This is a genomic window from Limimaricola variabilis (assembly GCF_014195545.1).
Lineage (GTDB): Bacteria > Pseudomonadota > Alphaproteobacteria > Rhodobacterales > Rhodobacteraceae > Limimaricola > Limimaricola variabilis.
On sequence record NZ_JACIBX010000022.1, the window covers coordinates 24,144 to 36,774 of the forward strand.

7 protein-coding genes and 3 pseudogenes are annotated in these 12,631 nt (G+C 64.3%); 4 read left to right on the forward strand and 6 right to left on the reverse strand.

The window, feature by feature from the left end; all coding sequences use genetic code 11:
- Nucleotides 1-184 precede the first annotated feature (184 nt).
- Entirely contained in the window at nt 185-1,417 is a 1,233-nt protein-coding gene (locus FHS00_RS17130) for a cation:proton antiporter domain-containing protein (protein ID WP_183475317.1), read from the forward strand.
- A 348-nt stretch (nt 1,418-1,765) separates the two neighbouring features.
- On the opposite strand, the gene FHS00_RS17135 is transcribed toward FHS00_RS17130, so the two are convergent.
- The gene (locus FHS00_RS17135; RefSeq protein ID WP_183475318.1) at nt 1,766-2,602 is read right to left on the reverse strand and encodes a peptidylprolyl isomerase; all 837 of its coding nucleotides are present in this window, start codon (nt 2,600-2,602) and stop codon (nt 1,766-1,768) included.
- 196 nt (nt 2,603-2,798) lie between these two features.
- On the opposite strand from FHS00_RS17135, the gene FHS00_RS17140 reads away from it, so the two are divergent.
- Both FHS00_RS17140 and FHS00_RS17145 read left to right on the forward strand, forming a co-directional pair.
- Nucleotides 2,799-4,232 (forward strand): phospholipase D-like domain-containing protein, encoded by a 1,434-nt coding sequence (locus tag FHS00_RS17140; RefSeq protein ID WP_183475319.1) that lies wholly within the window; start codon nt 2,799-2,801, stop codon nt 4,230-4,232.
- Between the two features lie 596 nt (nt 4,233-4,828).
- Nucleotides 4,829-5,206: a hypothetical protein gene (locus tag FHS00_RS17145; RefSeq protein WP_183475320.1), complete on the forward strand. Its 378-nt coding sequence runs from the start codon at nt 4,829-4,831 to the stop codon at nt 5,204-5,206.
- A 57-nt stretch (nt 5,207-5,263) separates the two neighbouring features.
- Here FHS00_RS17145 and FHS00_RS17150 read toward each other — a convergent pair whose 3' ends face one another.
- The 5 genes and pseudogenes from FHS00_RS17150 to FHS00_RS17170 form a co-directional block, all read right to left on the reverse strand.
- On the reverse strand, nt 5,264-7,636 hold the full coding sequence (locus tag FHS00_RS17150) for an HWE histidine kinase domain-containing protein (protein WP_183475321.1): 2,373 nt from the start codon (nt 7,634-7,636) through the stop codon (nt 5,264-5,266).
- 272 nt (nt 7,637-7,908) lie between these two features.
- Nucleotides 7,909-8,676 (reverse strand): annotated as a pseudogene (locus FHS00_RS17155) (IS5 family transposase); the annotation flags it as partial.
- A gap of 250 nt (nt 8,677-8,926) precedes the next feature.
- A pseudogene (locus FHS00_RS17160) lies at nt 8,927-9,932 on the reverse strand (IS110 family RNA-guided transposase).
- Between the two features lie 81 nt (nt 9,933-10,013).
- A pseudogene (locus tag FHS00_RS17165) lies at nt 10,014-10,187 on the reverse strand (transposase); the annotation flags it as partial.
- 597 nt (nt 10,188-10,784) lie between these two features.
- The gene (locus FHS00_RS17170; protein ID WP_246391452.1) at nt 10,785-11,681 is read right to left on the reverse strand and encodes a DMT family transporter; all 897 of its coding nucleotides are present in this window, start codon (nt 11,679-11,681) and stop codon (nt 10,785-10,787) included.
- Nucleotides 11,682-12,374: 693 nt separating this feature from the next.
- Between FHS00_RS17170 and FHS00_RS17890 the strand changes: the two genes are divergently transcribed.
- The gene (locus FHS00_RS17890) at nt 12,375-12,497 is read left to right on the forward strand and encodes a hypothetical protein (protein WP_281372331.1); all 123 of its coding nucleotides are present in this window, start codon (nt 12,375-12,377) and stop codon (nt 12,495-12,497) included.
- Nucleotides 12,498-12,631 lie beyond the last annotated feature (134 nt).

A 12,631-nucleotide genomic window follows, 5' to 3' on the forward strand; every position in this document is an offset into this window, starting at 1 on the left:
CTCTCCAGCCTTGAAAACCACGAGCGCGAAGGGGTGGTTCCGATCCCCTCGGTGGAGGGGCCGGCCAGCCCCCTCGCCCGTAGCGCTCATCAGCCTCGGATTGGGCTTGGCTGCACCCCTCGGGGGGGACCCCTAAGCTGCGGATCTCTTGGCTTCTCGAAGCGCACAGCAAGGAGACCGGTGAATGCATCAGCTCTACCTGACGATGGCGCTCGCGGCCTTTACGGTGGTGGGGCTGGGCCTGACCTCCGGTCTCTTGCAGAAGCTGCCGCTGTCCCGGCCCCTGCTGGCGCTCGCGATCGGGGTGGCTGCGGGCCCGGTAGGGCTCGGGTTGATGCGATCCGAGGACTGGGGCGATCCGCACCTTGTCCTCAAGGAAGCCGCCCGGCTAACGCTGGCCATCTCCGTCATGGGTGTGGCGCTGCGCATTCCGGCGCAGGACCTGCCACACCTGCGGCGACCGTTGCTGCTGCTCCTCGGACCGGGCCTCCTCCTAATGTGGGCTGGTTCCAGCGGCTTGGCTTGGCTCGCCTTCGGGCTGGCCCCGCTGATGGCCCTCGCGGTGGGTGCAGCGATTACCCCGACCGATCCCGTGGTCGCTGCCTCGATCGTGACGGGCAAGGTTGCCAAGAGCTCTTTGCCGCGCGACACGAGAACCATCCTGTCGACGGAATCCGGGGCCAATGACGGTCTAGCCTACCTGCTCGTGCTCCTGCCGCTGCTGCTTCTGACGGAAGGCTCCGAGGCGGGGCTGCGCCGCTTTCTGTCCCACACCATTCCGGTGGGGGTTCTTCTGGCCGTGGTGATCGGTGCTGCGCTTGGCGGCGCGGCCGCCATCATACTGCGGGCCGGCGACCGCCGGGGCTGGGTGGCGGAAAGCTCGATCCTCGGGATGACGGTGGCGTTGTCGCTGCTGGCGGTGAGCGCCGCCCATGCCGTGGGTTCGGACGGGATCCTCGCCTCCTTCGCCGCCGGCATCGCCTTCAACGCGCTGGTGGACCGCAGGGCCGAGATGGAGGACGAGAACGTCCAGGAGGCGGCGTCCAAACTGTTCACCCTGCCGGTGTTCGTGCTGACCGGCGCCCTGCTGCCGTGGAGCGCGTGGGCGGCGCAAGGCTGGACGCTCGGGCTCTTCGCGCTGGCTGTTCTCGCGCTCCGACGCTCCCTGACCCTTTTGGTGCTAGCGCCCCTCATGGGGGTGGAGCGACGCGATGCCGTCTTCTTCGGCTGGTTCGGCCCCGTGGGCGTAGCGGCCATCTACTACGCGCTGCACGCGCGGGAGATGCTGCATGACCCGCGGACATGGACCATCACCAGCGCCGCCGTGACCGCCTCGGTACTGCTGCATGGCGTGACGGCCAGCCCGGGGGTTTTTCTCTATGGGCGTGTGGCGAAAGATACGTCCAAAGGCAGGTAAGCGTTGGGCGCTGCAGGCGGGAATCCCAGCCCAGGCTCGATCATCAGAGCTCCGGTGCGCCTTTCCAACCCTGTCATGGACCATCGCTTGCAAAAGCGGCTCAGGCATCAAAGAGGCTGCGCTCCCCTCATGCGCAACAGGGGAACACAGCCTCTAATGACCGGACAAAAGGTCTGTAGTGGCAACGAAGGGGATTGAAGAGTGTTCCAATCTTTCCGGGATTCCCTTCTTCCTTCACCTCCACACATGGAAAAAACCGCGCCTGTCCCGTAAGGGAGGCGCGGTCCTCGCATAGCAAGTAGGATCAGCCCGGATCAGCGTTCGATCCTTTCCGGGCACTGCAGCGGCTCAGTTTCCGCTGCTGCCATTCGGCTCGTTCGACGAGCCATCGCTGTTAGAGCCTTCGGAGCTGTCTGAACCGCTCGTGCTGGCCCCATTGCCGCTCTGGCTCTCGCCGCTGCTGTCCGAGCTCGCGCCATCGCTGGACTGGCTGCTGTCGCTGCTCCCGCCGGTATCGGCGGTTGCGTCAGACCCATTGCCCTGCCCCGAGCCTGATTGCGGGGTCACGGCATTGCCGCTGGCATCGTAGAAGACGATGTCGGCGCCCTGCTGCAGTTGGGTCTGGAGGTCGGCATAGGCCTGCTGGCGCAGCTGCTGTTCGATCTGGGGGCGCACCTGCTCGAGCGGCGGCAGTTCCTGGGTGCTGGTGGCCTGCAGCGCGTCGTAGGCGCCCTGGACAGCCTCGTCGGTGATGTCGTCCTCGAACTCCTGCTCGAGCCAGACCTGGATCATCGCGTCATCCTGGGCGTCGATGGTCGACTGCTCGACCAGCTGCTTCACCCGGTCGTTCTCGGCCAGGTTGGCACTCCGTGCCTCCTCGAGGATCAGCTCGCGCATGACCAGCTGCTGGATGGCTGCGGAAATGACCATCTCGGGCGGCTGCGAACGGCGCAGCTGATCGGGCAGCATGTCCACGAAGCGCATCAGGTCGCTTGTGACGATGTCGGTGCCGTTGACAGTGGCGACTTTCCGATTGTCCTGCGCCTGCGCCGAAGCGTCCTCGCCCTGCTGCGACTGCTGGTCCTGCGACTGGTTCTCCTGGGCCAGCGCGGGAACCGCGACAAGCCCGAGGCCAAAGGCGGCCGTCAGCGCGGTGCCGTGAAGGAGTTGGCGAATACGGGTCATAATGTCCTCCAGATTGGGTCTGGTGTCATCGACGCTCTCAACCGCAATCGGCGAATGCTGTTCCTTGGCCGCTCTTCACGATTGCAATGCCACTCCCCTCCCTGCGTCGTTCCGGACCGGCTGTCTGCCCTGCCTGAAACCGGAGTGCGGGGTGCCTCGTTCGCTTCCTGCAGGCACGCAACCAAGGGAAAGCACCATGTCCGACTTGCCCCAACCCTGCCGGATCCTGCGACCGGGTGAGACCTGTTGGAAGATGGCGCAGGCCGATCGCCTGGCGGTCATCGTGGATGCGGCCGACTACTTCTCCGTCATCCGCGAGGTGGTGCCGCAGGCGCGTCAGAGCGTCCTGTTCATCGGCTGGGACTTCGACACCCGGATCGAGCTCGAGCCCGGTGCCCCGAAGGGCGAGGCGCCCAACACGCTCGGAGCCTTCCTCGACTGGGTGGCGGAGCGGACCCCCGGGCTACAGATCCACATGCTGAAATGGGACCTGGGCGCGCTGCAGACCCTGGCGCGGGGCTCGACGCCGTTGATGGTGGCGGACTGGTTCTCGCATGAGAACATCCACATGCGTCTCGATCACGCGCATCCCTCCGGCGCCGCCCATCACCAGAAGATCGTGGTGATCGACGACGCGCTGGCGTTCTGCGGCGGCATCGACATTACGGCAGCGCGCTGGGACACGCGCGAGCATCGCGACGCGCACCCGCATCGTCGGCGTCCGACCTCGAAGCGGCACTACGGCCCCTGGCACGACATCACCACCGCCGTCAGCGGCGAGGCAGCCCGGGCCCTGGGCGAGCTGGCCCGGGACCGGTGGGAGGCGGCGACGGGGGAACGGCTTGCGGCCCCGATGCCGGGCGAGCCGATCTGGCCCGACAGGCTTTCGCCGGTGGCGGTCGAGCAGCCGGTCGCCATTTCCCGGACACTGCCGGAATATCAGGGCCGCGCGGAGGTGCGGGAGATCGAGGCGCTCTATCTCGCGATCATCCGCCAAGCCCACCACAGCCTCTACATCGAAAGCCAGTACTTCGCCTCGCAGCGGATCGCAGAGGCGATGGCGGCGCGGCTGCAGGAACCGGACGGGCCCGAGATCGTGGTGATCAACCCGCACAGCGCCGAGGGCTGGCTCACAGCCGAGGTGATGGGCGCGGCGCGGGCGCGGCTGCTGAAGCTGGTGCGTGAGGCGGACCGTTACGACCGGTTTCGCCTCTACACCCCGGTGGCGGCGGAGGGGACGCATATCTACGTCCACGCCAAGGTGGTGGTCATGGATGACAGGCTGCTGCGGGTCGGCTCGTCGAACCTCAACAACCGATCCATGGGCTTCGACACCGAATGCGACCTGTCGATCGAGGTGGATGATGCTTCGGACCCGCAACTGCGCGCAAGCATCGTCGGCCTCCGGAACGACCTCCTGGCCGAGCACCTGGGCGTCCCTAACGCGACCGTGGAGCACCGGCTGGACGAGATGGGCGGCTCGCTCGTGCGGGCGATCGACAGCCTTCACGGCGAGGGCCGCAGCCTCGTGCCGTTCGAGCCCTCCGAGTATGCGGATACCGAGATAGAGGCCTTCGGCGAGGACGAGCTGTTCGACCCCGAAAGCGTATCGAGCAGCTGGACGGGGTAGGGCCCAATGCAGTTCAGGCTCCGAAAGGAGCCTCTGCACGAGGTCCGCCAAGCGAACCTTCCTGACGCTCGCTGCGAGCGCTCAGTTTCGGCCTCGGCTGCGCAGATCTGCGGAAGGAAGGGCAGCAAGCTGACCTTCGCTGCTTGAACTACAAACGTCAGCTTAGATGTGAAGAAGCACGGCTGCACACCAACCAATTGAGGCAACGTTTTTTTGAACGCGTTCGACTGAGCCGAGCTGCTGGATGAGCGAGGTGAGGAGTTTCGGACTGGAAGTGGAGCGTCGAGTTTTACGCAGAATGCGCATGTGCGCCGCCTTCGGCGCGAGCGAAGCCATGGCGCGCCAACCCCCGATAGCAAAATGACCTCTGACGCTTGACTGCTTTGCCAGACGAGCCAAGTGCCCCCTTCATTACCAAGCGTAAGCCTGACACGGCGGCGCTGGGTTGGAGCGCAATCATGCTGTGCTGATCCTCCCTGGGTGCAGGGCGGTTGCGCTCCATCTCTCCGCCGCCACGTCCGGAGACACCGTTGTCAGTGCCACAGCTATCTTTCTGGCCCTCGACGCCGCGCGTCGACATGAGATGGAGCACAGCCATGCCAAACGGACTTCTGCTCGACCACTGCCTTGAGCCAGACGGTGATGTGAATTCCAAGATTCTTGCACGAGCTCTCGGCATCGACATGTTCGACCTCTTTCGAACAGCGCCCACGCAGCGGCATCTCAAAGATTTATATGCCATCATCTGCGTGGTCCGTCCGTGGACCCGATCAACGTCCGACAGCTGGGCCTGGTATCATGCCAAGCGCCTCGACCGGTTTGGCGGCCTCACACCTGCCGACATGGTCGAGCAAGACCGCTGCACCGAACTGAAGGACTTTCTCGAGGCCGGCGAAGCTCTGGCGACCCCTTGGCCTCCCGCATTTCCCATTCACTATGCCCCTAAGGATGTCAGACCCGCAGCGAACGGCTAAGCGCGGGCGGGTGGCGAGGCAGTTTCGGCATTGCACCATTCCTGCCTCGCCTGCTGATCATTTCCCGCCGACCCCGGCGATCGCCGCGGCAAGGGTTTGGACCAGCCGGTCCGCTTCGAAAGGCTTCTCCAGCCGAAGCGCGTCCTTCACTGCGGAGGGAATGTCGATGATGCCGGAGTAGCCGGTTGCGAAAATAAACGGGATGCCACGCTGGCGAATGACTTGCGCGACAGGCCAGACGAGCTCGCCGTTCAAGTTGACGTCAAGCACCGCCGCGTCGAACCTTGCGGTGGTGATCGTCTTCAGGGCTTCGCCTATCGTCGAGGCCGGCCCGATCACGGTGCATCCAGCTGCTTGCAACGCCGTCGTCGTCTCCTGAGCAACGAGATGCTCGTCTTCGATAACAAGGACGGTTTTCCCTTTGAGCAGGGTTCGATCACCCTCAGGGGGCTTGGCAGGACTGAAGCTGCTTTCGACCCGACCATCTTCCGCTCTCAAATTGTCGAGCGGCAGATCGATGAGCGCCTTGAGTCCGGTGCGCGCATAGTCGAGGGTAACATTGCCACCGAGGTCGGAGGTCAGCATACGTTCGATCAGAACGGAGCCGAAGCCTTTTCGGCTCGGCGCGCCGTCGACCGATGGACCACCTTGCTCTTGCCAGACGAAGATCAGCCGCCGGCCATGGCCATCGCCGGACAGGTGCCACTCGGCGACAACCCGCCCTTCGGGACGCGAGAGGGCGCCATGTTTGGCCGCGTTGGTGACCAGTTCGTGCAGGGCGAGGGTCAGGGTCTGAGCGGCTTTGGGAGTGACCCTCAGCCCCGGTCCCCTCACAAGGATGCGGCTTTCATCATCCCCGCGGTAGGGCGCAACCGCGTTTTCCACCAGAACCTCGAAGCAGGCACCTTCCCAGCGGCTGCGCGCCAGCAATGAGTGGGACTGCGCCAAAGCCGAGAGACGGGCGACCAAACGATCCGCTGCCTCCGGCCCGACGGCCTGACCTCTGGCCAAGCTCTGGCGTGCAATCGACTGCACGACAGCAAGAATGTTCTTCACCCGATGATCGAGCTCCGCCATCAGCATGTTCTGATGCTGTTCGGAGCGCTTGCGCTCGGTCACATCGCGCACGAAGCCGGTGCCGAGGATTGGCTCGCCCTTCGCGTCGATCTGGATGATGCCTGTGCCATGGACATGGTGCAGGCTGCCGTCCGGATGAATGACCCGATATTCGAGATCGAAGGGGCGGCTGTCGCGGATACAGTCGCGGATCTCCGTGTCGAGCCTTGCGCGGTCTTCGGAGTGAATGTGACCCATCCAGTCGGCGATCGTGATCTCGCTGTCGCCAAACCCCATGATCTCGCGTCCGCAAGCGTCGAGGGTTGCAGCGCCAGTGGCGAAGTCCCACGTGGCCCACCCAAGGCTCGAGGCTTGGGTGGCCATCGCCAGCGCGTCTCGGGCTTCGCGCAGCTGTTGCTCGCTTGTATGCCGCGCCATCTCCGCGCGAGCCCCTTCAACCGCCGCATGAGTCCGCTGCGCCACCTCCTCGGCCAAGGCGACATCCGCGGGCTGCCAGTGCTTCGGCTGGGCGGAGTGGATGGCCAGCACCGCGACAAGCCGACCATCGCGGATGTGCGGAACATTCAGAAAGGCCCGGATTCCGCGCTGCGCGAAGGTCTCCAGCGCCTCGGGCGTTGACGTGCGGGGGTCTTCGCTGACATCGCCGATAATGATGCTGCGGCCTTCTTTCAGGTCGGCAACGAAGTCAGGACCGAAATCGTGCAGCCGGTGACGTCCGGCACAACTTGGCATGCTGCCGTTATTCCAGTCGTTTTCGATCAGAGCGAACTCACCACCCTCGTCGATCTCGGCGTAAGCGCTTTGCTCGACACCGAGATGCCGGGCGAGAAGGGCCGCGGCCTCAATGCTGAGCGCGCGGGGGTCCCGCAGGGTTCGGAATTTCTCGTTGAGTTCGCCCCTCATCCGGGCCCGGCGTTCCTCGAGCACCTGCTCGGTGATCTCGAGGCAGGGGCACAGGAAACCTTGCACGACGCCGTCAGGACCGCGCACAGGCGTGTAGGAAAACGAGAAATGCGTCTCCTCGAGATAGCCCTTGCGCTTCAACATCAGGGTAATGTCGCCCATGTGCAGGGCTTCGCCGGCGTAGGCTCGTGTCACGATAGGTTCCAGATCTCGTTGCCAGATCTCCTCCCAGACCACGTGAAAGGGCAGGCCGAGCGCGGGGTGCTTTGCGGCGAGGATTTCCCGGTAGGCATCGTTGTAGAGGAGCGTGCGCTGCGGGCCCCATACGATGAACATGGGCTGGCTCGAGGTCAGCATCAGGTCGATCAGAACATGCAGGACCTGTGGCCAGCTCTCGGGTGTTCCGAGGGGCGAGGCATCCCAGTCATGGGCGCGGATCAGCTGGCCCATCTCTCCGCCAGTTGAGGGGAGCGCAATGTTTCCGAAATTCTCGTCTCGCAACCGCCATCTCCTATTCGGCTCCCGGCATGGAGGGTGTGCCCGGAGCGGTAGGTATAGCTATTCGACGTGGATGCCAGTGGTTCGACGTGGTCGTGACGGAGCGTCCCGCCCCACTGCTCTGAAGTGTCACTGACCGATCACGTGATTGCTCGTCCTCGGTCCGGCGGGGCGTTGTTGCAGAACTCAGACTTGAGCCACAGTTGCCCCTTTCCCCAATGAGGTCATGCCACGCGAACGATCTCGGCGGTGCCGAGAGCTGAGAAGCGGTTCATGAGGGCGATGTGTATGTGGACTTCGGCGGTCTGGCGGTCGGGGTCTCTCGAGGCGATGCGCTCTCCGAACGCCTTCAGACAGCGCATCCTTGCCTCAACGTGGCTTCGCAGATGGTGGCCGGTCCACCGCTTCCAGAAGGCTCGACCAAAATGCCGTGTCGCCCGAAGGATGTCGTTGCGGGCCACGGCCGCCGGTCCATCCTCTTTCCAAGGTCGTCCGCTCTTGCGGATCGGGATGATCGCCGTGGCCTGTCGCTCGATGATCGCGGTGTGGCAGCGACGCGTGTCGTAGGCACCATCGGCGGTCACGGAGCCGATCGGCTCGCCGTCGGGGATCTGCTCGAGCAGGTCCGGCAGGACCGGGCTGTCACCGTCGCGGCTGGGGGTAAATTCCACGGCGCGGATGTCGGAGGTGGCCGTGTCCATGGTCAGATGGGTCTTTCGCCCCTGGCGACGGCCCTGCGCCCCGTGCTTGCGGGCCTGCCATTCGCCATCGCCGAGGAACTTGATGCCGGTGCTGTCCATCAGCAGGTTCAGCGGGCCATCGGCCCGGCGATACGGGATCTGAACGGCCAGGGTCTTCTGCCTGCGGCACAACGTCGAGTAGTCTGGCACCGGCCAGTCCAGCCCCGCCATCCGCAGCAAGCTGGCCACCATCCCGGCCGTCTGCCTCAGCGGCAGCTTGAACAGGACCTTGATCAAAAGACATGTGTGGATACCCCCGCTTGCGCAAGCGACTTCGTGGTTCCCGAGGGCAAGTGATCGGCTGCGAACATGTGTAAGGCCTTTGCGTGCGGCCCTGCATGCGCCGCTGGCCAGTATGGAAATGCGCGGATGGAGGCCATGTCAGAACTGCGAGCTCAAGGCTCTTTGCCTATCACTGGTTTGCTCCACCCTGATCCATCGATCCTTGCCCATACGGGATCAGTGCGCCACTTGCGTCACCGACGCTCCTGACAGGAGACGATCAGCAGACCGCCCCTGCAGGATCTCTGTAAACCTCCTTGCGTGTCATGACCGCCCACACGATGCGGGCGAGTTTGTTTGCCAAGGCGATGGCGACCACCATCCGCGGCTTGTTGGGCAGCATGCGGGCGAGCCAGGAGCCCGGTTTGCCGCCGTTCCGTCCCTTCCAGCGGATGATCGACATCGCCCCGCTGATCAGCAATCGACGAATGTCGCGCTGCCCCATCTTCGATGTTCGCCCAAGACGCTGCTTGCCACCGCTCGAATGCTGTCGCGGGACGAGCCCGAGCCAGGCGGAAAAATCCCGGCCGCGCTGGAATGTCTCCAAGGCCGGCGCAAAGGCTTCGATCGCCATGGCTGTCACCGGCCCCACGCCAGGTATGGTGCGCAGGCGCTGTGCCACCTCGTGCTTTCGAGAATGCTCCTCTATGCGCCGTTCCAAGGCTGCAATCTCGGAGGCAGTTTGAGCGATCCTGTCCAAGTAGAGACTGCCGATCTCGCGCCGTGTCCTCCAAGGCCCGGATGAACGGATCGACCGAGCGGCGTCCACCTGGCACGATGACCCCATGCTCGGCCAGGTGCGCCCGCAACGCATTCACCAGCTGGGTCTTCTGCATGACCAGAAGATCTCGGGTCCGGAACAGCATGGCGAGAGATTGCTGCTCACTGGACTTGACCGGCACCGTGCGCATCGAGGGCCTTAGGGCAGCTTCAACAATGGCCTCGGCATCATTCGCGTCGTTTTTCTGACGCTTCACGAAAGGCTTCACGTAGATCGGCGGGATCAGCCGAACCTCGTGGCCCATGGCGTTCAATGCTCGAGCCCAATGATGCGAGGTCGCGCAGGCCTCCATCGCCACGACGCAAGGCTCGATCTGCGACATGGTCGATAGGAAGCGCGAGCGCGCGACCCGCTTCTTCATGACAGCTCGGCCCTCCCGGTCCGCAGCGTGAAGTTGGAAGACGTTCTTGGCCAAATCGACCCCGACTATGGTAATCTTCTCCATGGATGCCTCCTCCCTTGTGGCGACTTCAACATCACCACCTTGGCACATCGATGCCGTCGGGCGGGGGTGTCCACTCCATCAGAACTGGATCGCACCTTCGGAGAAGACCGGGGGCCGTCCCGGCCGTCCCTCATGCGGCGCGAGCCACGTCATCTCCCGGTCCAGCCAGATCAGCAGAGAGCCACGCTTGCGCAGCGCCGCGTTGTAAGCAGACCAGTTTGTCGTGTGATAGCGGGCAGGCATGGGCTTCGTCATGCCACCCACCTAAGCGGCTGATCCGCTGTGTGAACCGTCGGGCCGGGAGTTCTGCAACAACGCCGCTCGAGTCCTATCTGGCCATAGCGAATTCTTATTCTAAAGATGTGTAATACCATGCAACAGGATAGGTATATCCAACGCGATCAAGCCGGGCATCGTGCCGGCGTGACTTAGTCCTCTCGGGAGGTGAGGAGTGAGCCACATGCATTATGGGCCCAATGCGCCACCGGCTTGCGCCGATTTGGCCAGAAAAGAGCCCAGATGTTTGGGAGGGGTAGGCTCAGAGCTGACAGATCAGCTCTGAGCCTTTCACCGGGCTTTACCATCCCGGTGAACCTACCGCTGATGGCAGGTCGGCCCGCAGACTTTCAAGGGACTTATCATGGGGGGTACCGGGCCGGCGGTGACCCGCAGAACCCCAGCTGTCATGACCTCGCCTCTATTCGATCCCACCGAACCGGCTGACCATATGCGCGGCACCGGCGACCGCTAGAGGCGAGAGTTACAGCCCTTAGGACCGGGCTCGCCTCCTAGAAGCGGCGTGTTTGTCGCTGGACGGTCGTCTTCCATGGCAAACGGAGGAGGCCCATAAGCTCAGGCCGCCTCAAGCTGCCGCGCCTCAGCCCGGATGTTCAGGTAGTTGCCGCTTAGGATCAGCGTGGCGCCGATCAGCATCAGCGGCCCGACAGGCTCGCCGTAGAGCACCAGCCCGACCACCGCGATGACCGGCAGGCGAAGGAAGTCGAACGGCATCACAAGCGTCGCGGGCGCAAGACGCAGCGCGTTGGCGATGCAGAAATGCGCGCCCAGCCCGGCCGCGGCGATCACGCCGATCCAGGGCAGGGCCGCCTGCGAGGGGGCGGCGATATCGCCGTCGAACCCGGCGCAGGCAAAGCCGAGCACGGTCTGGCTCGCGGTCATCCACCACAGGATTGAGGCCACCGGGGCCTCCGCGGTGAGGCGCCGGGTCAGCATGTAGGTGAAGGCGAAGCCCACGGCACAGCCCGCTGCCGCCAAAAGCGCGGGGCTGAGCGGTGCGGCACCGGGACGCGCGACCATCACGATCCCGATAAAGCCGAGGATTGCCGCGATGGCGCGCGGCCGTGTCAGTCTTTCGCCCAGGATCAGCGGTGACAGCACCAGCACCCAGAGCGGTGCGGTGAACTCGAAGGCGAAGACCTGCGCTAACGGCAGCGCAGCGAGCGCGTAGAACCACAGGTTCTGGGCGCTGAAATGGGCGATGTTGCGCGCCAGATGGAGGCCGGGGCGGCGCGGTGTCACCTCGTGCCAGCGGCGGCCGAGGCTCAGGACGAGGGCGACGATCGCCATGCCGATCAAAGACCGCCAACTCATGATCTCGAAGGTGTCGAGCTCGATCGACACAGCCCGGCCCGCCACTGCCATCGAGGTGAAAGCCGTGACCGCCCCCATCATCCACAGGGCGGCATAGAGCGGCGCGGTGCCCGGTAGCCGAGCGATGCTTGGGGTCATTTCTGCGTGCTCCTCAACCGCAGCTTGGGTCCTCGGGCTGCACTAGCGCAGGCCGTGGGGCTTTCCCAGCTCTGCAACCTCGGGCACTGGGGACAAGACCGTCATCGCCGTTCAGCACCAGCCACAATTAGTGAACAACGATCGCTCGCTTATCCGCCCCAGCAGCCAGATGAGACGGAGCCCGCTCACGAAACCGGTGACCACGCCAACTGGCAGTCTCTTCGGGGCCATCAGGATGCGGGCAACAAGGTCCCCCAGATCAGTACTATCGCGCCAAGCAGCGCCGACAGCGGCAGCAGCCGGGGCGATCACGGAGCCGGCGCGTGCTGGTTACACCTCACCGTATCCCCGTTTCCCCCGCCCCGCCTGCGGAAGCCAGTGGGAACCATCGTGAGACGGGATGCCATGCTGCGCCCGCGAAGAGCATGGCGCGATCTGCACACAACGTCTGTTGTCACGGGAGCCTTTGAAAGTTTTGCGTATCGGTGCCTGCCAAGACCGTATTGGGCGGCCAGCCTCAAAAACGGTGAGGCGGGTGTCATTCAGACTATCAATCGTCGGAGGGGTAAGCCGCCCAAAGACGGCCGCTCCCAGGACGGAACAGGGGCGCGACCTAACCATAGCGCGCAGACACCACTGCACAGGAACGCCAAGAGGGCCGGCCTCTCCCCTTGCGGATCAGAGGAGAAGCACGTGCTTATGTCTGACTACGAGATCATCACCGACGGCGGCCGCAGGCGCCGCTGGTCTTCGGCCGAGAAGCATCGGATTGCCGAGGAGGCGCTGGTCCTGGCTCTAGACCAATCTGACCGATAAGATTCCTAAACTCTTATCTGGGTCATCCGCTTCAGCATTTCACCCAAAGGCTTAGGCACAAATGCTGCGTCGCGTGGCAGCGGGCGCACCGGCAGACCGTCTGGGCGTGGGCGGGCCTGCGCCAGCCAGCTGCG